This is a genomic window from bacterium, assembly GCA_035307765.1.
In the GTDB taxonomy this organism is placed as follows: Bacteria; Sysuimicrobiota; Sysuimicrobiia; order Sysuimicrobiales; family Segetimicrobiaceae; genus Segetimicrobium.
In genome coordinates this window covers 19,884-40,147 of sequence record DATGHU010000015.1, presented here as the reverse complement: position 1 = coordinate 40,147, position 20,264 = coordinate 19,884, and the positions used below count along the sequence as shown (strand labels likewise).

At 70.6% G+C, this 20,264-nt stretch carries 19 protein-coding genes; all 19 read right to left on the bottom strand.

Annotated features, from left to right (window positions below):
• Positions 1 to 47: 47 nt before the first annotated feature.
• Positions 48 to 290 (bottom strand): hypothetical protein, encoded by a 243-nt coding sequence (locus VKV57_05240; protein HLW59313.1) that lies wholly within the window; start codon positions 288 to 290, stop codon positions 48 to 50.
• Between the two features lie 44 nt (positions 291 to 334).
• Positions 335 to 1,132 carry a DNA repair protein RecO gene (gene recO, locus VKV57_05235; GenBank protein ID HLW59312.1) on the bottom strand — a complete coding sequence of 266 codons (798 nt, stop codon included), beginning with the start codon at positions 1,130 to 1,132 and terminating at the stop codon, positions 335 to 337.
• Positions 1,119 to 1,517 (bottom strand): cytidine deaminase, encoded by a 399-nt coding sequence (locus VKV57_05230; GenBank protein HLW59311.1) that lies wholly within the window; start codon positions 1,515 to 1,517, stop codon positions 1,119 to 1,121. Before VKV57_05230 ends, recO begins: the two co-directional genes overlap by 14 nt.
• Positions 1,518 to 1,609: 92 nt before the next feature.
• Entirely contained in the window at positions 1,610 to 2,539 is a 930-nt protein-coding gene (locus VKV57_05225; GenBank protein HLW59310.1) for a dienelactone hydrolase family protein, read from the bottom strand.
• A 65-nt stretch (positions 2,540 to 2,604) separates the two neighbouring features.
• Positions 2,605 to 3,237 (bottom strand): DUF502 domain-containing protein, encoded by a 633-nt coding sequence (locus VKV57_05220; protein HLW59309.1) that lies wholly within the window; start codon positions 3,235 to 3,237, stop codon positions 2,605 to 2,607.
• Positions 3,234 to 4,523, bottom strand: a complete 1,290-nt coding sequence (locus VKV57_05215) for a hemolysin family protein (GenBank protein ID HLW59308.1) — start codon at positions 4,521 to 4,523, stop codon at positions 3,234 to 3,236. The genes VKV57_05220 and VKV57_05215 overlap by 4 nt, the downstream gene beginning before the upstream one ends.
• A gap of 113 nt (positions 4,524 to 4,636) precedes the next feature.
• Complete coding sequence (locus tag VKV57_05210) at positions 4,637 to 5,095, bottom strand: diacylglycerol kinase (protein HLW59307.1); 459 nt, start codon at positions 5,093 to 5,095, stop codon at positions 4,637 to 4,639.
• Positions 5,096 to 5,551, bottom strand: a complete 456-nt coding sequence (ybeY, locus tag VKV57_05205; GenBank protein HLW59306.1) for an rRNA maturation RNase YbeY — start codon at positions 5,549 to 5,551, stop codon at positions 5,096 to 5,098.
• Between the two features lie 133 nt (positions 5,552 to 5,684).
• Positions 5,685 to 6,242, bottom strand: coding sequence for an arginine repressor (gene argR, locus VKV57_05200; GenBank protein HLW59305.1), 558 nt, complete (start codon positions 6,240 to 6,242; stop codon positions 5,685 to 5,687).
• 2 nt (positions 6,243 to 6,244) lie between these two features.
• Positions 6,245 to 7,747, bottom strand: a complete 1,503-nt coding sequence (gene argH, locus VKV57_05195) for an argininosuccinate lyase (protein ID HLW59304.1) — start codon at positions 7,745 to 7,747, stop codon at positions 6,245 to 6,247.
• A 1-nt stretch (position 7,748) separates the two neighbouring features.
• On the bottom strand, positions 7,749 to 9,026 hold the full coding sequence (locus VKV57_05190; GenBank protein ID HLW59303.1) for an argininosuccinate synthase: 1,278 nt from the start codon (positions 9,024 to 9,026) through the stop codon (positions 7,749 to 7,751).
• 5 nt (positions 9,027 to 9,031) lie between these two features.
• The gene (locus VKV57_05185; GenBank protein HLW59302.1) at positions 9,032 to 10,273 is read right to left on the bottom strand and encodes an acetylornithine transaminase; all 1,242 of its coding nucleotides are present in this window, start codon (positions 10,271 to 10,273) and stop codon (positions 9,032 to 9,034) included.
• Between the two features lie 141 nt (positions 10,274 to 10,414).
• Positions 10,415 to 11,290, bottom strand: a complete 876-nt coding sequence (argB, locus tag VKV57_05180; protein HLW59301.1) for an acetylglutamate kinase — start codon at positions 11,288 to 11,290, stop codon at positions 10,415 to 10,417.
• Positions 11,277 to 12,494: a bifunctional glutamate N-acetyltransferase/amino-acid acetyltransferase ArgJ gene (gene argJ / locus VKV57_05175; GenBank protein ID HLW59300.1), complete on the bottom strand. Its 1,218-nt coding sequence runs from the start codon at positions 12,492 to 12,494 to the stop codon at positions 11,277 to 11,279. Before argJ ends, argB begins: the two co-directional genes overlap by 14 nt.
• A 14-nt stretch (positions 12,495 to 12,508) precedes the next feature.
• On the bottom strand, positions 12,509 to 13,555 hold the full coding sequence (gene argC, locus VKV57_05170; protein ID HLW59299.1) for an N-acetyl-gamma-glutamyl-phosphate reductase: 1,047 nt from the start codon (positions 13,553 to 13,555) through the stop codon (positions 12,509 to 12,511).
• A gap of 91 nt (positions 13,556 to 13,646) precedes the next feature.
• Positions 13,647 to 16,847, bottom strand: a complete 3,201-nt coding sequence (gene carB / locus VKV57_05165) for a carbamoyl-phosphate synthase large subunit (GenBank protein HLW59298.1) — start codon at positions 16,845 to 16,847, stop codon at positions 13,647 to 13,649.
• Complete coding sequence (gene carA / locus VKV57_05160; GenBank protein HLW59297.1) at positions 16,834 to 17,955, bottom strand: glutamine-hydrolyzing carbamoyl-phosphate synthase small subunit; 1,122 nt, start codon at positions 17,953 to 17,955, stop codon at positions 16,834 to 16,836. The genes carB and carA overlap by 14 nt, the downstream gene beginning before the upstream one ends.
• Positions 17,956 to 18,193: 238 nt before the next feature.
• Complete coding sequence (locus VKV57_05155) at positions 18,194 to 19,087, bottom strand: 50S ribosomal protein L11 methyltransferase (protein HLW59296.1); 894 nt, start codon at positions 19,085 to 19,087, stop codon at positions 18,194 to 18,196.
• A 68-nt stretch (positions 19,088 to 19,155) separates the two neighbouring features.
• The gene (dnaJ, locus tag VKV57_05150) at positions 19,156 to 20,262 is read right to left on the bottom strand and encodes a molecular chaperone DnaJ (protein HLW59295.1); all 1,107 of its coding nucleotides are present in this window, start codon (positions 20,260 to 20,262) and stop codon (positions 19,156 to 19,158) included.
• Positions 20,263 to 20,264 lie beyond the last annotated feature (2 nt).

Genomic DNA, 20,264 nt, shown 5'->3' with positions numbered 1-20,264 from the left:
TTCGGAACGCTCGAGGCGACCGAAACCAAGGCGCGAGCGCTGGTGGGTCAGCCGATGCCGAGCGGCTCTTCCTCGCGCTCTCGTCGGAGCGGCACCGAACTCAGAATGGTGGCGACGGCCAGCGCGGCGAACGCGGCCGCGGCCCACGTCAGGGGCAGCTCGATCACCCGGTCGTCGGTATTGACACGCACGACCCCCGCCCGCCCGGGACGCACCGCACGCCGGATCTCATCGACCGCCGCCCCGAACTGGGCAATCGCACGCTTCGTTCGTTCCAGGTCGATCTCCATGCGACCACCTCCGCAGGCCTATCTTATCACGCGGGGCAGATGGGTCAAAGCGAGGGGGTGGGGACCGGGTCGAGCGTCTCCCGGAGACGCCGGATCACCAGCGGCGCGCGCAGTTTGACCTCCAGCCGGTACTCCAGGTGGCTCTGGACCAACCGGCTCAGCTCGCCGAGCTGTCCCACCGTCATGCGCAGCCGCTGCGCCTGCGCATCGTCCGCCCGCCCCAGGTAGTCGAACATCGCCAGCATCCCGGGCGGCGTGACGATCGCCTCCGGTTCCCCCACCCGGCAGGTCGGGCAGAGGGCGCCGCCCCGCGGCGAACTAAACGCCCACCCCTCCACCGTGCCCTGGGTGCGGGGGAGCGGCCGGCCGCACTCCACGCAGGCGGCCGCCTCGGGCTGGTACCCGAGGAGTCCCGCCAGGCGGAGCGCGAACCGCAGCGCCAGGATCTCCACATCATCCTCGCGCGCCTGGTCGAGCGCATCCAGCGTCTCTCGGAACAGCGTGAAGACCTCCTCGTGCTGATCGCGGTCGGCAAGGCCACGGTCGATCAGCTCAACCATGTACGCTGCGTACGCGGATCGAATCAGATCCGCGCGCACCCCGGCGAACGCCTCCACGACCTCCGCCTGCGCGATCACGTCCAGCGCCCGCCCGCGGGCGAGCAGGAGGCGCACATGCGTGTACGGCTCGATCCGGCCGCCCAGGCGGCTGGTCGGCCGACGAATGCCCTTGGCCGACGCCCGCACCTTCCCGTACTCTCGGGTGAAGAGCGTGACGATGCGATCCGCCTCGCCGAGCATCTGCTGCCGGAGGACGATCGCTTCCGCCTTATAGACCGGCATGCCGGCCCCGGGACGACGCCCGGGTGAATGGACTGGGGAGCAGCGACTGGAGCGTGACCACGGTCGGGGCGCCCCGCGGAGAGGCGAGGATGATGCTCTGCACGCCGAACTCCTCCATCACCTGCCGACAGGCCCCGCACGGCGTTAGGGTGATGCCGGTCGGTCCGACCACCGCCACCGCGATCAGCCGCCGGCGGCCGTTCGCGACCGCGGTGTGGATCGCGACCCGCTCCGCGCAGAGGGCCAACCCGTACGAAGAATTTTCGACGTTGCAGCCCACGTAGACCGACCCGTCGGCGGACAGCACCGCCGCCCCCACCGGAAACTGCGAATAGGGCGCGTAGGCGCGACGCCGTGCCCGGGCCGCCGCGCGCACCAAGCGCATCTGCGCCTTCGGCAGCCGAACGGGTCGCTCCGCGGGAGGCCGCTTCCGAGGGCGGGTCGCCGGGGTGGACCGTGTGGCGCGCTTCGCCGCGGTCATGAGAGCCACCGCCCAAACCAGGCGAGAGTGCGACCCCAGGCGTCCTTGGCCGCCTCCGCATTGTAGCTCGACTGTCCGTCGTGAAAGAAGGCATGCCCGGCGCCTGGGTAGATACGCATCTCGTAGGTCACCCCCGCTTTGTCGAGCGCCTCCCGCATCGCGGCGATGCCGGGATTGACGAAGGTGTCCAGGGCGCCGTAGAACGCCAGGACCGCGGCCCGGATCCTCGTCACATCCGCGAGCGGGGGATTGGGGCCGTAGAAGGGCACCGCGGCCCGCAGATCGGAGTTCTGGGTGGCCGTGCGCCACACCAGGCCCCCACCGAAGCAAAACCCCACGATCCCCTGACGGTCCCCCCGCACGCGCGGCAGGCCCTGCAGGTACCGTACGCCCGTGTTGAGCATGGCGACCAGTTGATCCGGCGGCGTCTTCGCCAGCAGCGCCGACACCTCGGCGGAGTCGGCAAACTTGTCCGTCCCCCCCTGGGCGGAGGCGAGATCGACGGCCAGGGCGCCGTAGCCGGCCCTGGCCAGACGGCGGGCGACGTCTTTGTGATGCTCCAGCAATCCGCGGTTCTCGTGCACGACGCTCACACCGGGTGCCTTGGGCGCGGTCCGCGGAAGCGCGAGGTAGGCCAGCAGGGTGGTCCCGCCCATGGGGATGGACACCGGCTTCGCCTCGATCGCCGGGTCGTCGGCCGGGACGGTGACGGCGGCGGCCTGCGCCCGCAGTGGAGCGGGCGAGGAGGCGGCCGCCGCGACCTCCTCCGTCGAGGCGTCGACGCCCAAGCGGGCCAGCGCGGCGATCCCGCCCGCGACCCCACCCGAGAGCACTACCGTGCGCCGCAGCAGCTCCCGACGGCTGAGACGCCCGCCGCGGTAATCCTCGCCCCACTCGTCGAGGATGTACCGCTCAAAATCGGTCATCGCTCGGCCCCTCCCGCATCACCCCGCCCCGCGGTGCGATGCATCCCCTGAATTCTAACACAGCGTTACCGGTGAGGCGCGGACCGCGCCCGGCCCTGCGGCAGCACGTTGGTCGCGATGCCGCCGGAGATCACGAGCCGCAGTCCATCCTGCACGCTGATCCGCAGGGGCTGGATGTCGCCCTCCGGCAGCAGCACCAGATACCCCGACATCGGGTTGGGGGTCGCCGGGACGAACACGTTGAACAACCGCTCGCCGGCCTTCGCCGCCAATTCGTCCTGCAGCGCGCCCTCGATCACGCCGGTGAGGAACCCGATCTGATACAGCCCGCGGCGCGGGTACTCCACCAACACCACCTGCTGCAGGTTCACCGGTCTGGCCTGAAGGAGGGCGTCGCTCATCTGCTTCGTCGTGGAGTAGATGCTCCGGACGATGGGGATCCGCTGCAGGGCCTTGTCCAGCCCGCCCATCACCCGGCGGCCCACGATGTTGGTGGTGACGAGCCCGATCAGGAAGATCAGGAGGACCGTCGCGATCAGCCCCAGCCCCGGCAGGGGGTGGCCGAGTTTCTCGTAGATGACCGGTCCGAGGAAGCCGTCGAGGAAGTTGAACATCCAAGAAAGGATGCCGATCGTCACCACCAGCGGGATCAGGACCAGGAGCCCGGCAAAGAAGTAGGTGCGCAGCCGGTGGGTCACAGCGGAGCCGCTGCCTGCGGGGGAGCGGAAGTGGCGCGCGTGATCCGAACCCGGGTGATCCGCTGACCGAGGGTTTTCTCGACCCGCAGTTCCGCACCCGGCAGCGTGATCACCTCCCCCTGGACCGGCACGCGCCCGAACAGCGAGTAGACCAGGCCGGCGACCGTATCCACCTCGTCCATCGGCAGCTGGATGCCCAACAGCTCGTTGACGTCGTCGAGGTGGATGCGGCCGTTCACCACCGCCGTGCGGTCGTCCAAGAGTTGGATCGGCTTCTCCTCGAGATCGTACTCGTCTTGGATCTCGCCCACGATCTCCTCGAGGAGGTCTTCCACGGTCACGAGACCGGCGGTCCCCCCGTACTCGTCGATCACGATCGCCATCGAGACCTTCTTCTGCTGCATCTCCTTGAACAGGTCGTCGACCTTCTTCGTCTCCGGGACGATGAAGGCCGGGCGCCGGAGCTCCCCGACCGGTTGCTCCAGCCGTCCGTGGCGGAGCGCGGGGACCAGGTCCCGGATATACACCACGCCCACGATGTGGTCGATTGTGCCCTCGTACACCGGCAGGCGCGAGTGCCCCTGCTCATTCATCAGGGCGAGCGCCCGATTGATCGTGGCATCGGCGGGGACCGCGGCGATGTCCACGCGGGGGCGCATCACTTCGCGCACCACCGTGTCGCCGAACTTGAAAATAGAGTGAATCATCTCGCGCTCCCCTTCCTCGATCACCCCCTCCTCCTCCCCGACCTGAACGAGAAACCGGAGTTGTTCCTCGGTCACGAGCGGCGCCCGGGGCGTGATGTGCCCGCCGAAGGGGCGCACCAGCGTGGTCGCGACGATGGACAGCGCCCGGATCAGGGGGATAAAGATCCGCATCAGCGTCCCGATCGGGGCGGCGACCAGCAGCGCCAGCCGATCGGGGTTGCGGACGGCGAGGGTCTTCGGGGCGATCTCCGCCAGGATCAGCAGCAGGAGCGTGGTCCCGAGGAAGGCGATCCACTCGGCGGTGCGCCGCCCCAACAGCGAGAGGGTGATCGAGGTCGCCAAGACGGACGCGCCCACGTTGGCCATCGTGTTGCCGGCGAGCAGCGTCGTCAGGAGTTCCCCGCCCTGGTTGAGGAGGGCATACGCGGCGAAGGCCCGCCGATCCCCCTGCGCCCGCCGCTGGCGCAGCAGCACCCGGTTCGCGGCGAAGAGCGCGGTCTCCGATATGCTGAAAAATGCCGAACACACGATCAGGGCCAAGAGCAGCCAGATCCGGAGGCTAAGGTTGGAGGACTCCAAGGCGCGTCAACCTATCCTTCCTCGACGCGGTGAGCGGGGCGCAGAAATGCGGTCATGGCTACGTCGTCAATTATAACATACCCCCCCAGAGCCCTCTCGCGCGGTGCGCCAGGCTAGCGCCCGCGCAGCGCGCCGGCGATGAAGACGACCAGGCACAAGAGGGTGAGCCCGAGGGGAACCGCGCGCACGGCGTCGGCGGCGGAGGCGGTGATGCGCGGCAGAAACACCAGCGTCCCCACCGCGACCGCCAGGACCACCGCCGCCAGGACCGCCCCCGCCGACACGTCTTTGACCGCGGCCGCCGCGGGCCCCCGGTCGGGATGGAGAAGATCGGTGAGCATCTCCACCGCCGTGTTCAGCAGCTCCGCCCCCAGGACGATGGCGACGGTGACCGCCAGCACGGCGAGCTCGGTTGAGCCGAGCCCCGTCCATCCGGCGAAGAGGAGCGCGGCGGCGGCGATGACGAGCTGGGCGCGAAAGTGGCGCTGCGTCCGGGCGGCGAGGCGCAGCCCGCGGACCGCACAGGCGAGCGCCTGCGGGAAGGACCGGACGGGATGAAGTCCCGGGATCACCTACCGCCGGTCTCGCGCTTCGGTCCTCAGGATCGTATCGAGCAACTGCTTCTGCTTCGACCACATCAGCGACGCGCCGGCATCGGTGTCATCCTCGTACCCCATCAGGTGCAGCAGACCGTGCACCGCCAGAAGGGCGATCTCATGGCGGATGGGGTGCTTGAACTGCCGGGCCTGGTCGCGTGCCCGTTCGAGCGAGATCACGATGTCCCCGAGGGCGGGCTCGCCGTGGCCGCTGTTGTCGCTCTCCATGGGGAAGGCGAGCACGTCGGTGGGAGAATCCACCCCACGGTACTCGTTGTTGAGGACCCGGATGTACGCATCATCGACCAGCGCCACGCTGACATCTCGAGGACGCTGTTGTCCCTCGAGTCGGAGTGCTGCGGTGACGACCTCCCGGATGAAGCTCGTCTCGATGGCGACCTTGTGCTGTAAGTTCGTGACCCACACATCCATGTACGGGTCCTCGCCTGCGCGGCGCTCACAGCCGGTTGTGGGGTTCCGTTCGGCTCACCCCGGTCTGACCCCTGCTAGCGGCCGCGGGGCCCTCGGCGGTGCGGTCCCCGGCATGGTCTCGAGCCAGCGGGGGTCACCGGGCCCGATCGATCGATCCGCCCGCGATCAGCGCACGAAGCCGGGTCAGGATCCGGTCGCGTGCCGGCCGGCGGCGGGGAACGACCAGGATCGTGTCGTCGCCGGCGATGGTGCCGACCACATCGTCCCATCGCATCTCGTCCATCGCGGCGGCCACGGCGTTTGCGCGCCCCGTCAAGGTGCGGACCACCACCAGATCCTCCCCGGCATCGAGCGAGAGGACGAACTCGGTCGCGGCGTGCCGCAGCCGCCGCAAGACGTCGACCGGTGACGGCCGCTCCGGGGTCACGTACCGGAGCGGCCCCTCGCCGGAGGGGGCTTTGACCAACCCGAGGCGGCGGATGTCCCGGGACACGGTGGCCTGGGTCACCGCCAGCCCCCGCCGTCGCAGCGCGGCGGCGAGTGCCTCCTGGGTGCCGATCGGGCGATCGGCGATGATCTCCCGGATTCGCCGATCGCGCTCCGCCCGGCCGGCGTCCCGCGGCGCCCGGGCCCCCGCCGCGCCGCGCTGTCGGGATCGCCCGGGCGTCCGCCGCGCGGGCCCCGCGGCCATCGTCAGCGTCCCTGGCCCCGCTTGGCCGGCGGGATGTCGGCACCGGCCTCGCGTTCCACGGGGATGGCGGGGAGCGAGGCGAGCCAGGAGAGGTTCTCGGTGATGGCGCTGCGGACGGCCTGAACCTGCTCCCGGACGCGCTCCGGCGCGGTCCCCCCGGGGGATCGCTTGCGGGCGACCGCCCCGGCCGGGGTCGTCGCCGCGACGACGGCGGCATCGAGCTGCGGGCTGAACCGCCGGTATTCCTCGGGCGTGAGCTCCCACAGCTCCCGCTCCTGCTCCTGTGCGTAGAGCACGATCCGGCCGACCAGTTCGTGGGCGTCCCGGAACGGCATCCCGCGCCGCGCCAGCTCGTCGGCGATCTCCGTCGCGCCCATGAATCCGCCGCGCAGGCGCGCCGCGATCGCCTTCTCGTTGATGCGCACGCCATGCAGGATGAGCCCCATCGCCTGCAGGCTGGCGTTGGTCGTGTCCACGGCGTCGAAGACCGCTTCCTTGTCCTCCTGCAAATCGCTGTTGTAGGCGAGCGGGAGCCCCCGCAGCGTCGCCAGCAGGGTGACGAGATCGCCCAGCACGCGTCCGGCCTTCCCGCGTACCAATTCCGCCGCGTCGGGATTCTTCTTCTGCGGCATGATGGAGCTGCCGCTGCTGATGGTGTCGAGCAGCTCGATGAACCCGAACTCCGCGGTCGCCCACAGAATGATTTCCGCCGCCAGCCGGGACAAGTGGATCATCAGCATGGCGCTCGCGGACACAAACTCCACGGCGAAGTCCCGGTCGGCCGTGGCGTCCAGGCTGTTCTCGGCCACCCGGGCGAATCCCAGGAGCGCCGCGACCATCCGCGGGTCGATCGGGTAGGACGTGCCGGCCAGCGCCGCGGCGCCGAGGGGCAGGACGTCGGTCCGGGTGAACGTGTCGTGGAAGCGGCCCACGTCGCGATGCAGCATCCAGACGTACGCCAGCAGGTGATGCGCGAGGAGGACGGGCTGCGCCCGCTGCATGTGGGTGTACCCGGGAATGATCACCGACGGCTGGGCCTCGGCCATCGCCAGCAGCACCTGCTGCAGGGCCACCGTCCGCCCCACGATCTTCACGATCTCCGCCTTCAGGTAGAGCCGGAGGTCGGTGGCCACCTGGTCGTTCCGCGAGCGGGCGGTGTGGAGCCGCCGGGCGGCGTCTCCGATCCGCGCGCGCAGCGTGACTTCCACGAACGTGTGAATGTCCTCCGCCCCCTGGATCGGCAGGAGGCCGGCGTCCACTTCGGAGAGGATCTCCCTGAGGCCGCGGACGATCTGCACGGCCTCCTCAACGCCAAGGATCCCGCAACGCCCCAGCATCGTGGCATGCGCGATGCTGCCGAGGATGTCGGCGCGGTACAGGCGTTGGTCGAACGGCAGCGAGGTGGTGAACGCGGCGATCTGCGGATCGAGCTCGCCGCGAAAGCGCCCGCCCCACATCCGCGACGTCGCGGGGTCGTTGTTGGGGTCCTTCCGCGCCTCGGGCACGCTAGGCCCTCGGGGCCGGATCCGACCCCCGGCCGGGGCTGGGAACCTTGGGTCGCGGGACGGTGAGGTCGCGGGCGAGCTCGGGGTTGATCTCGGCGAATACCTTGGAGGGGAGCCCGAACAACCGGATGAACCCCTCCGCATCGCCCTGGTTGTAGCCGGTGCTGCGGCCGAAGGTCGCCAGATCGTGGCTGTAGAGCGACCGGGGGGCCTTGCGGCCCACCACCGTCGCCGATCCCTTGAACAGCTTCACCCGAACCGTGCCGGTCACCGTCTCCTGGGTCGTGGCGACGAATGCGTCGAGCGCCCGGCGGAGCGGCGAGTACCACAACCCGTTGTAGGCGAGCTCGGCGTATTTGGTCGCCACGAGCGCCTTGTAGTGCTGGGTGTCGCGGTCAAGCGTCACCGTCTGCAGGTGGTGATGCGCCTCGGACAGGACCGTTCCCCCAGGGGTCTCGTACACGCCCCGACTCTTCATGCCGACCAGCCGGTTCTCGACGATGTCCACCCGCCCCACCCCGTGCGCGCCGGCGAGCCGGTTGAGCGCGGAGACCAGCTCGACCGGGTCGTGGGGGTGCCCATCCACGGTCACGGGGGCGCCGCGCTGGAAGCCGATCTCGACGTACGCCGGCGCCGCCGGCGCGGACTCGGGATCGACGGTCAGGCGGTGCATCCCGCGCGGGGGCTCCGCCCACGGGTCCTCCAGCACCCCGCTCTCGAAGCTGAGGTGCCACAGGTTCTGGTCCATGCTGTAGGGCTTCTCCTTGGTCACGGGAACCGGAACGCCGTGCGCGCGTGCGTATTCGATCTCCTCCTCGCGCGATCCCAGGGTCCACTCGCGCCACGGCGCGATCACGGCGAGGGAGGGGGCGAGGGCCTGGTACGCCAGCTCAAACCGGACCTGGTCGTTCCCCTTCCCCGTGCACCCGTGCGCGAGGGCGTCGCACCCTTCCGCGAGCGCCACCTCGACCTGGACGCGCGCAATCAGCGGGCGGGCCAGCGACGTGCCCAGCAGGTACCGCCCTTCGTAGATCGCGTCCGCGCGCAGCGCGGGGAAGATGTAGTCGGTCACGAACGGCAGGCGGACGTCCACGACCTCAACCGCGTCGGCGCCGCTGCGGCGGGCCTTGGTCCGCACCTCGTCGAAGTCGTCCCCCTGGCCGACATCCGCGACCACGGCCACCACCTGGCAGCCGTACCGCTCCTTGAGCCAGGGGATGATCACCGATGTGTCGAGCCCCCCGCTGTAGGCCAGGGCGACCCGTGTGGGTTGTGGCACGGTCCTCACCTCCCCGGGGCGGGGCCGGCCGCCGTCTTCCCGGTCTCCGCGTCGACCGCGGTCAGTGCCTGATCGAGGAGCCGGAGCGCCTCGTCGATGTCCCCCCGTTCCACGATCAGGGGCGGGACGAACCGGACCGCCTTGGGCTGGACGTTGTTCACGAGGAGCCCGCGCGCCAGGCACGCCGCGACCACGGGTTCCGACGCGATGGTCAACCCGATCGCGACCATCAGGCCGCGCCCGCGCACCTCGGTGATCTCCGGGTGGGTCTTCCGCATCGCCCGCAGCCCGGCCATCAGGTATTCGCCCATCTCGGCGCTGTGCTCGATGAGGTTGTCCTCGCGCAGCGCCGCCACCACGGCCAGCGCCGCCGCGCAGACCAGCGGCCCGCCGGCAAAGGTCGAGCCGTGGCTGCCGGGCTGAAACGCCCGCGCCAGCTCGTCGCGCGCGACGATCGCCCCGATCGGCACCCCGCCGCCCATCCCCTTGGCCAGCGTCACGATGTCCGGCGTGATCCCCGCGTGCTGGTAGGCGAACCACTTGCCGGTCCGGCCGAACCCGGTCTGCACCTCGTCGAGGATCAGCCACACCTTGCGCTCGTCGCACAGCCGCCGCAGCCCGCGCAGATAGTCGTCGCTGGTGGGGTTGATCCCGCCCTCGCCCTGGACCGGCTCCATGAACACCGCGGCCGTCTTGGACGTGATCGCGCGCTCCACGGCGCCGAGATCGTTGAACGGAACCGACACGAACCCCGGCACGAGCGGCTCGAACCCCTCGTGATACCGGGGCACCATCGTCGCCGAAAGCGCCCCCATCGTCCGCCCGTGGAACCCGTGGTCGGCGACGATGATTTCGAACGCATCGCGGCCGAAGGTCTGGCGTGCGGCCTTTCGCGCGAGCTTGAGGGCGGCTTCGCTGGCCTCGGTCCCGCTGTTGCAGAAGAAGACCCGGCCCTGGGGGATCCCCGTCACCTCGACGAGGGCGGCCCCGAGCTCGGCCTGCTGCGGGATCTGATAGAGGTTGCTGACGTGGATCAGCCGCGTCGCCTGCTGCTGGATCGCCCGGACGTGGTGGGGGTGGCAGTGGCCGAGCACGTCGACCGCGATGCCGGCGACAAAATCGAGATACTCTCTCCCCTCGGCGTCCCACAGCCGCATCCCCTGCCCCTCCACGAACGCGACCGGCAGCCGGCGATAGTTGGGCGACAGTACGCGTCCCGCGAGGTCGATCGTCTCCTGTGTCGTCATCTCTCACCCCACCCTAGACGTGATGGCGTTCCATCCGTTGCCCGACGGGCCGTGCCGTCCATCGCCTCCCGCGCTGTCCGCGCTCCCCATGACCCCCCCGCACCGTTCCCCCGCGACGGGACCCGCATCCGAACCGGGCGGTCAGGGGAGCAGCATCGTGCCGATCCCCCGCTCGGTGAACAACTCCACCAGCAGCGCGTGCCGTACCGCCCCGTTGATGATGTGGCCGCTGGGCACGCCGCCGCGGATAGCGGCGAGGCACGCCTCAATCTTCGGGAGCATGCCGCGGCTGATCGTGCCGTCCGCGACCAGCGCGTCGACCTCCCCGGCGTGGAGCTCGGAGATGAGTTCGCGCGTCCCATCGTAGTCCCGGTAGACCCCCTCCACATCGGTGAGCAGCACGAATTTACTCGCCCCCAGGGCCACCGCCAGCGCCCCCGCCGCGGTGTCGGCGTTGAGGTTGTAGGTGGTCCCGTCCTCCCCGATCCCCAACGAGGCGACGACGGGGATGTACCCTTGGTCGCTCAACTGGACCACGAGGTCGGGGTGGACCTCGTGCACCTCGCCGACCTGGCCGAGGTCGATCTCCCCGCCGTGCTTGCGGGCCACGAGCAGGCGCCCGTCCTTCCCGCTGAGCCCGACGGCCTGCCCGCCTTCGCGGATGATCATCGAGACCAGCGCTTTGTTCGTGCGGCCGGCGAGGACCATTTCCACGACGTCCATGGTCTCCGCGTCGGTCACGCGCAGCCCCTGCACGAACTCGGACTTCTTGCCGAGCCGCTCCAGCAGGCGTGTGATCTCGGGGCCGCCGCCGTGGACGAGGACCGGATGGATCCCGGCCCCCTTGAGCAGGGAGAGATCCCTCCCCACAGTGCTCTCGCCGCCGGAGTCGAGCACGCTGCCTCCGTACTTGACCACCACCGTCTTCCCCTTCCAGGCGCTCACATAGCGGAGCCCCCGGGCGATCACCGCCCCCTGCTCGGCCACGGCGCTGGTGGACAGCCTAGGAGAGGTCACCGGCGTTCTCCTTGACGTATTCCTCCGACAGGTCGCAGGTCCACACGGTTGCCTCTCCCCGCCCGAGACCGAGGTCGACCCCCAGATGCACGTGCTCGCCGGCCAGGTGCTCGCCGGCGGCCTCGATACGTTCGGGCCCGCCCACCCCGGCGCCGCGCTCCGCGACGACCACCGGGCCGATCCGGACGGTGACGCGCTCGGGTTGGACGTCGGCCCCGGAGTACCCCACCGCGGCCAGGATCCGCCCCCAGTTGGCCCCCGCGCCGTGGATCGCGGTCTTCACCAAGGGCGAGTTCGCCACGGCGAACGCCGCGCGGCGGGCGTCCTCATCGTTCTGCGCCCCCGCCACCGCGACCTCGATCAGCTTCGTCGCCCCCTCCCCGTCCCGGGCGATGGCCTTGGCCAGCCCCACGGTCAGGGTGTCGAGCGCCGCCTGAAACGCGTCCAATCCCTCCCCCGGGCCGGTGATCTCCGCCGCCCCCGCCTCGCCGCTGGCAAAGAGCAGGATCGTATCGTTCGTGCTGCGATCGCCATCCACCGTGATCCGGTTGTACGATCGATCGACCGCCACGCGGAGCGCGCCCTGCAACACCGCTGGGGCCACGGCGGCGTCGGTCGTGAGCACGGTGAGCGTCGTCGCCATCAACGGGTGAATCATCCCCGCCCCCTTGGTCATCCCGCCCACCGTAATCAGCTGCGAGCCGAGGGCGACCTGGACGGCGGCCGTCTTCGGTACGGTATCGGTAGTGAGGATCGCCTCCGCCGTCGCCAGCCAGTCCGCCCCCAGGTGGCGCACCGCCTCCGGGATCCCCCGCCGGATCGCGTCCATCGGCAGGGGGACGCCGATCGGGCCGGTGCTGCAGACGTACACGAGCTCCTCGGCGACCTCGAGGTGCTCGGCGGTCAGCCGGGCCATCTCCCGCGCGTCCCGCATCCCCTGCTCGCCGGTGCAGGCGTTCGCGTTGCCGCTGTTCAGGAGCACCGCTCGACCCTGCCCGGATTGGATCCGCTCCATGTCCAGCACGACGGGCGCCGCCTTGACCTTGTTGGTGGTGAAGACCCCGGCCGCGGCCGCGGGGACGCGCGACACGACCAGCGCGAGGTCCTTCTTCTGAGCCTTGATGCCGCAGTGCACCCCCGCGGCCACGAAGCCCTGCGCCGACGTCACCCCTCCCTGGACCAAGCGCGTCACCGTTCCGGCCATCTTCCGTCCCTCCTCTACGGGAATAGCGCGGGGACCCGGAGCCCGGTGGTCTCCGGCAGGCCCAGCATCAGGTTCAGGTTCTGGACCGCCTGCCCGGCCGCACCCTTGCCGAGGTTGTCGAGGACCGCGATCGCCACCGCCATGTTCGCCCGGGAATCCACGCGCACGGCGACATCGCAGTAGTTGCTCCCCAGCGTGGCCTTGGTCTCCGGCAGCGCCGTCTCCGGCAGGACGCGGACGAACGGTTCTCCCGCATAGGCCGCGCGGTAAAGTCCCAGCGCCTCGTCCGTCCCCAGCGCCCGGCGGAGCGGTGCGTACGCGGTCACGAGAATGCCCCGCGTCATCGGGATCAGGTGGGGCACGAAGGTGACGCGGACTTCCCCCCCCGCCTGGGCGGACAGCTCCTGTTCGATCTCCGCGGTGTGATTGTGTTCCGCGACGCCGTAGGCGTGCACGTTCTCGTTGGTGTCCGCAAACCCGTACCCGCCGGACTTCCCGCCGCGCCCGGCCCCGGACACCCCGGACTTGGCGTCGATGATGATCCCCTCGCGGCGCACCGCGCCCGCGCGCACCAGCGGGGTCAGCGCGATGAGCGCGGCGGCCGGGTAGCACCCCGGGTCGGCGACGAGGCGGGCCGTCCGGATCGCCGCGCGGTGCAGCTCGGGCAGCCCGTAGACCGCCTCGGCCAGGTAGCGCGGCGCATCGTGCGTAAACTTGTACCACACCGGATAGAGCGCCGGGTCATGAAGCCGGAAGTCCGCCGCGACGTCGATCACCTTCGCCCCGCGCTCGAGCAGCTCGGGCACGACCGCCATCGCCTTCCCGCTCGGCAGCGAGACGATGACCACGTCGGACTCCGCGCCGATCGCCGTGGGATCCAGCGCCTCCGCGGTCAGATCGACAAACCCGCGCAGGTTGGGGTAGAGATCGGCGATCGGCCGGCCCTTCTGCGTCTCGGCGGTGACGTGGACGAGCCGGATCTCCGGATGCGTCGCCAGGAGACGCACCGCCTCCGCGCCGCCGTATCCTGACGCGCCGATCACGCTGACCCGAGCCGCCATCCCAATCACCCCGCCGCCCAGTTCGAATAATTATACTGTGCGATGTATAAAGTTGCAAGCGGGTCGGGCCGGTTGAGGGCGCGCCCGGAGGTTAGAGCGGGGAGACCTCCATCGCGGCCTGCGGCGAGAGGATGTGGCCGTGCGCGAGGGCCTCGACGACGTCGAGGAACGCCCCGGCGGTGTCGAGCGACGTGAAGCACGGAAGGTGCCGCTCGAACGCGGCGCGGCGGAGGGCAAACCCGACGCGCCCCGGGATCTTCCCGCGCGTGGGGGTGTTGATCACCACGCTCACCGCCTGTTCGCGGATCAGCCGCAGTGCCGTCTGCTCGCCCCCGTTCTTGCTCACGCGGGTGGCCGCCACCCCGTGGTCGGCCAGGAACCGGGCGGTCTCGTCGGTGGCGTAGACGGCGTACCCCAACTCCGCAAACCGGCGAATGAGGACGGTCGCTCCCGGCTTGTCCCGGTCGGCGATGCTCGCCAGGATCGCCCGATGGATCGGCACCGTGACGCCCGCGGCGACGAGGGCGCGGTACAGCGCCCCGGGCAGGCTGGTGTCCTGCCCCATCACCTCCCCGGTCGAGGTCATCTCCGGCCCGAGAAGGACGTCGACCTGGCGCAGCTTCTCCATGCTGAACACGGGGGCTTTCACCGAGACCCGCCCCGGCCGGGGCAGCAGGGTCACCCCCGGGTATCCGAGGTCGGCCAATCGAGCGCCCAACATCACCCGCACCGCGATCGGCACCAGCGGCGAGCCGGCGGCCTTGCTCACAAACGGGACCGTCCGGCTGCTGCGGAGGTTCGCCTCCAGGACGTAGACCCGCCCCTCCTTGATCACGAACTGGATGTTCACAAACCCACGCACGGCCAGCGCCCGGGCGATGGCCAGGGTGTGCGCGACGATCTGCTCCTGCTCGTCCGCGGTCACCTGCGGGGCGGGAAACACCGCCAGGCTATCGCCGGAGTGCACCCCGGCCCGCTCGATGTGCTGCATCACCCCCGGCAGGTAGAGCCCCTCGCCGTCGCTCACGGCGTCGACCTCGACCTCGCACCCCTCCAGGTACGTGTCGATCAGCACGGGATGCGCGTCGTGGACGGCGAAGGCGCGCGCGAGATAGTGCAGCAACTCGTCCTCGGCGCCCACGATCTGCATCCCCCGCCCCCCCAACACGTACGAGGGACGGACGAGCAGCGGGTACCCGAGGCGGGCGGCGATCGCCGCCCCTTCCTCCACCGACCGCGCCGCGCCGCCGGCGGGGCACGGGATTCGCAGCGCGTGGAGGAGCGCGTGAAATTTCTCCCGGTCCTCCGAGATGTCGAGGGACTCCACGGCCGTCCCGAGCACCCGCACCCCGGCGCGCGCCAGCGGGCCGGCGAGGTTGAGCGCCGTCTGGCCTCCCACCTGCACCAGCACCCCCTCCGCCCGCTCGCGCTCGACGACGTGCAGCACGTCCTCCAGCGTCAGCGGCTCCAGGTACAGCCGGCTGGCGACGTCGAAGTCGGTGCTCACCGTCTCCGGGTTGTTGTTGACCAGGATGGCCTCCCGGCCCTCCGCGCGGAGCGCTTTCACCGCGTGCACGCTGGAGTAGTCGAACTCGATCCCTTGCCCGATCCGGATCGGCCCGGACCCCAGGACGAGCACCCGCCGCCCCGCCCCGTCGGGGACCTCGTCCTCGCGCGCGTAGGTCGAATAGTAGTACGGCGTCACGGCCGGGAACTCGCCGGCGCAGGTGTCCACGACCTTGTAGACGGGCCGGATCGCGAGCCGACGCCGGGCTTCCCGCACCGCGTCCTCGGTCGTCCCCCACAGATCGGCGATCGTGGTGTCGGCGAACCCCACGGCCTTGGCCTCGCGGAGGATCTCGCCCCCCCGGTCGGCCCGCAGCCGCTCCTCCATCCCGACCAGGCCGACGATCTTGTGGATGAAGAACAGGTCGATCCCGGAGAGATCGGCGATCTCCTGCGGGAGCATTCCCCGGCGCGCCCCCTCCGCCACGGCGAAGAGGCGCTCGTCGCAGGGCTCGGCGATCCGCCGCCTCACGTCCTCCGTCCCCCATCCCGAGGCCGGCGGATAACGCAGGCCGTCGGTCCGCAGGTCGAGCGACCGCAGCGCCTTGAGGAGGACCTCCTCCACCGACCGGCCGATCGCCATCGTCTCGCCGGTCGCCTTCATCTGGGTCCCCAGCCGTCGGTCGATGCCGGCAAATTTGTCGAAGGGCCAGCGGGGGATCTTGAGGACGACGTAGTCGAGCGCCGGCTCGAAGCTGGCCCGGGTCACCCCCGTCACCGCGTTGGGGATCTCGTCGAGCGTGCGCCCCAGCGCGATCTTGGCGGCGACGCGGGCGATCGGATAGCCGGTGGCCTTGCTGGCCAGCGCGCTCGACCGGCTGACGCGAGGGTTGACCTCGATGACATGGTACCGCGCGCTGTGCGGGTCGAGCGCGAATTGAATATTGCACCCGCCCTCGATGCCGAGCCCGCGGATGATCCGCAGGCTCGCGCCGCGCAGCATCTGGTACTCCCGGTCGCTCAACGTCTGGCTGGGGGCGATCACGATGCTGTCCCCGGTGTGTACACCCATCGGGTCGAGGTTCTCCATGTTGCAGACGGTGATGCAGGTATCGAGGCGATCGCGCATCACCTCGTACTCGACCTCCTTCCAGCCGATCAGCGAGCGCTCGACAAGGACCTGCCCGATCCGGCTGGCGGCCATCCCGAGCGAGGCGATCTCCGCGAGGGCGGCGCGGTCGTGCGCGATGCCGCCCCCCGTGCCCCCGAGGGTGTAGGCGGGGCGGACGACCACGGGGTACCCGATGCGGTCGGCGAACTCGCAGGCGTCGCGCACCGTCCGGACCACCACGCTCTCCGGCACCGGCTCCCCCCAGGCCGTCATCGCATCGCGAAACTGCTGCCGGTCCTCGGCCCGGCGGATCGCCTCCAGCGGCGTGCCGAGCAGGCGCACCCCCAGCCACTCGAGGACGCCGGCCTCGGCCAGCCCCACGGCGAGGTTCAGGCCGGTCTGCCCCCCCAGGGTGGCGAGCAGCCCCTGCGGGCGCTCGCGTTCCAGGATCCTGGTGAGGAACTCCACGGTGAGCGGTTCGATGTAGACGCGGTCGGCGGTGTCCACGTCGGTCATGATCGTGGCGGGGTTGCTGTTGACCAACACCACCTCCACGCCCTCTTCGGAAAGCGACCGGCACGCCTGGCTGCCGGAGTAGTCGAACTCCGCCGCCTGACCGATGATGATCGGCCCGGAGCCGATCACCATGACCTTGCGAATCTCAGCGGGCGGCATCGAGGGGGGATCCGCTGGGGACGGCCGCGGGGCGGGCGGGGGCATCGAGCAGGGTCATCCACTCATCGAACAGGTAGTCGGAGTCGAGCGGGCCGGGGCGCCCTTCGGGATGATACTGCACCGACATGATCGGCAGGCGGCGGTGCCGCAGCCCCTCGACGGTGCCGTCGTTGAGGTTCCGGTGGGTCACCACGACCTCGCTCCGATCGAGCGAGGCGTCGTCCACGGCGTACCCGTGGTTCTGGGTCGTGACGCAGACGCGGCCCCGCATCAGATCCCGCACCGGTTGATTGCTCCCCCGGTGCCCGTAGGGCAGCTTGAACGTCTCCGCCCCCGCCGCCCGGCCGATGATCTGGTGCCCGAGGCAGATCCCGAACATCGGCAGGCGCCCCCACAAGCGCCGCACCTGCGCCACCTGGTGGTCGAGGCGCTGGGGATCGCCCGGCCCGGGAGAGAGCACCAGGCCGGCCGGGCGGAAGGCCAGGATCTCCTCCGCTGTGGTCCGATGCGGCAGCACCCAGAGATCGCACCCGCGCATCCTGAGGCTCTCGGTAATCCCCCACTTCACCCCGCAGTCCAGGATCGCGACGCGGGGCCCGGAGCCCGCGGTGTGCTCGACGGAAGGGATGGATACTTGGGCGACCAGGTCGAGCGTCCCGATCTCGGGCAGCGACCGCGCGCGGGCGACCAGTGCGGCGTCCGACAGCTCTTCGGTCGACACGACCCCGCGCTGGAGCCCGTGCGTGCGCAGATGGCGGACCAGGCACCGTGTGTCCACCCCCGCGATCCCCGCGACCTTCCGCTGGATCAGCACGGAGGCGAGCGGGCTCTCCGACCGCCAGTGGTTCGGGCGCGCGGCGGCCTCCCCCACGATCAACCCCTCGAGGTGGGGGCGCCCCGACTCCCAAGCCTCCCCGCTCATCCCGTAGTTGCCGATCAGCGGGTAGGCCATGGTGACGATCTGCCCCCGGTAGGACGGATCGGACAGCACCTCTTGATAGCCGGTCATCGCCGTCGTGAAGACGACTTCGCCGCCGGCCCATCCCGGGCGGCCGAGGGCCCGCCCCTCCAGCACCAGCCCATCCGCTAAGGCGATCCTCGCGCGCACCCGATCCCCCCTCACACCGTCGTGCATAATTATACACATATCAGTAATAAAAATGCAACGGGGCGGGCGGAGGGATGGGGGCAAGCGAAAGGGAGCCCCCCGGGGGCTCCCGCGAATCGACGTCCGGCCAAGCCGATCTGGCGCACCATCGATCCCTCCCGGAGATCATTAATGGTCCGCGTTCGGGTTTATTGTACCGCGTGTCGGGAGAATTGCAAGCGCGGAACGCGGAACGCCGTCAGCCCGTCGATCCCCGACGTCGCCGCCGGTGCGGCGCGGGCGCCAGCACGACGGCGCGCCACTCCCCGGAGCCGAGGACCTCGACCGTGTCCAGGCCCGAAGCCGCCGCGGCGTCGAGGACCGCGCGCAGGCGGTCCTCGACGATCCCGGACCCGATGAAGCGCCCGCCCGCCGCCAGTCGCTGCCGCACCCTGGGGAGCATCGGGATGATCACGTCCGCGACGATGTTGGCGAGGACCAGATCGACGGGACCGCCGCCGCCGACGCCGGCCCCTCGGACCACGTGCACGGCCTTCGGCACCCCGTTGGTCCGGACGTTTGCGCGCGCGACCTCCGCGGCGACCGGGTCGACGTCTCGGGCCGCCACCTGGCTGGCGCCGAGCCGAGCGGCGGCGATGGCGAGAATCCCCGACCCGGTGCCGACATCGATCACCGTGCCCCCCGCGGGACCCCGAGGGCGGAAATGACGTAGGAGGAGACGCAGACAGAGACGCGTGCTGGGATGGGCGCCGCTGCCGAAGGCCATCCCCGGGTCGATCCGGACGACGATCTTTCCGGATCCCGCCGGCAGCCGCACCCAGGTGGGCGCCACAACCAGGCGGCCCAACCGCAGCGGCCGCACCGACGTGCGCCACGCGCGCACCCACCGGCCGGATTCGACCACCCGCGCGGTCACCGTCGCCCGGCCGGGATCGAGGCCGTACCGGACGAGACCGCGCACCCGCCGACGAAGATGCCGCAAGGTCATCGATCGAATCCGCGATGGAGGAAGGAAGCACCGAAGCCGGACCTCGCCCGGCGATGGACGGTCCTCGGCGATCCCGCCGACGCCCATCGCCCACAAGAATTCCCCGACCGCTTCGGCCGCGCTCGGGCCGGTGATCACGCGCACCTCCGCCCAGCGTCGACCGGCGGGTCGGCGGGAGGCCCGGCCCGGACGTCTTCCTGCCCTGGGACCGCTCAAGAGTGGCGGGTGCGAAACTTTCCGAGCAGGGTCTTCTTGGGAGGCTTGAGATCTTCCCCGCGCAGCGCGCTGAACCGCTGGAGCAGCTGCACCTGCTCCTTCGTCAGGTCCTGCGGAACCACGACATGGAAGTGCACGATGAGGTCGCCGCGGCCGTCGCGGAGGGTCGGCATGCCCTTCCCCCGCAGCGTCGTCGTGCTGCTCGTCTGCAGGCCGGGCGGAATGGCGAGCGGGGCCGGGCCGTCCAGCGTCGGCACCTCGATCTGATCGCCCAGCGCCGCCTGCGTGACCGAGATCGACACCTCGCAGTGGAGATCCCGTCCCTGGCGCGTGAACACGGGGTGGGACGCGATCGTCAGGTCGACGTAGAGGTCGCCCCGTTCGCCGCCGCGCATGCCCGCTTCCCCTTCGCCCTGCAGGCGAAGGCGGGTCCCGTCCTCCACCCCGGCCGGCACCTTCACCGTGATCTCGCGCCTGGCTCGGGCCCGGCCGCTCCCCCGGCACTCCGGGCAGGGGTGGCGGATGACCTTTCCCGCCCCCCCACACTGCGGGCAGGCGGTGACCTGCGCGAACGACCCGAACGCGGTCCGGCGGCTGTAGCGGACCTGGCCGACGCCGCGGCAGGTCGCGCAGGGTTCCGCCGATCCCCCCTTCTCCGCCCCCGTGCCGAAGCACACCGGGCAGGTCTCCTCGCGGGTGATCGTCATCTGTGTTTCGGTCCCGGCCGCGGCCGCCTCGACGGTCACCTCCAGCCTGACCCGAAGATCGCTGCCGCGCTCCGGCCCCGGCTCGCCGCCGGCGGAGCGCTCCCGCCCGAAGAACATATCGAAGATATCCTCGAACGGGGTGCCCCCGAAGGGACTGACTCCCCCGTCCCGACCGGCGGACCCGATCTGGCCCGTGCGGTCGTAGAGGGTTCGCCGCTCAGGATCCCCCAGCACCTGGTAGGCCTCGTTGATCTCCTTGAAGCGTTCGCTGGCCTGGGGGTCCTGGCTGACGTCGGGATGGTGCGCGCGGGCGAGCTGGCGAAACGCCCGTTTGATCTCCTCGCCGGTGGCTGAACGAGAAACGCCGAGAACCTCGTATAGGTCGCGCCGCGCCATCT

Excerpts from the sequence above, each read along its gene's own strand:
- VKV57_05240 (HLW59313.1), bottom strand. The coding sequence starts at position 290 with ATGGAGATCGACCTGGAACGAACGAAGCGTGCGATTGCCCAGTTCGGG.
- recO (HLW59312.1), bottom strand. The coding sequence starts at position 1,132 with ATGCCGGTCTATAAGGCGGAAGCGATCGTCCTCCGGCAGCAGATGCTC.
- VKV57_05230 (HLW59311.1), bottom strand. The coding sequence starts at position 1,517 with ATGCGCTTGGTGCGCGCGGCGGCCCGGGCACGGCGTCGCGCCTACGCG.
- VKV57_05225 (HLW59310.1), bottom strand. The coding sequence starts at position 2,539 with ATGACCGATTTTGAGCGGTACATCCTCGACGAGTGGGGCGAGGATTAC.
- ybeY (HLW59306.1), bottom strand. The coding sequence starts at position 5,551 with ATGGATGTGTGGGTCACGAACTTACAGCACAAGGTCGCCATCGAGACG.
- argR (HLW59305.1), bottom strand. The coding sequence starts at position 6,242 with ATGGCCGCGGGGCCCGCGCGGCGGACGCCCGGGCGATCCCGACAGCGC.
- VKV57_05185 (HLW59302.1), bottom strand. The coding sequence starts at position 10,273 with ATGACGACACAGGAGACGATCGACCTCGCGGGACGCGTACTGTCGCCC.
- argJ (HLW59300.1), bottom strand. The coding sequence starts at position 12,494 with ATGGCCGGAACGGTGACGCGCTTGGTCCAGGGAGGGGTGACGTCGGCG.
- argC (HLW59299.1), bottom strand. The coding sequence starts at position 13,555 with ATGGCGGCTCGGGTCAGCGTGATCGGCGCGTCAGGATACGGCGGCGCG.
- carB (HLW59298.1), bottom strand. The coding sequence starts at position 16,847 with ATGCCGCCCGCTGAGATTCGCAAGGTCATGGTGATCGGCTCCGGGCCG.
- dnaJ (HLW59295.1), bottom strand. The coding sequence starts at position 20,262 with ATGGCGCGGCGCGACCTATACGAGGTTCTCGGCGTTTCTCGTTCAGCC.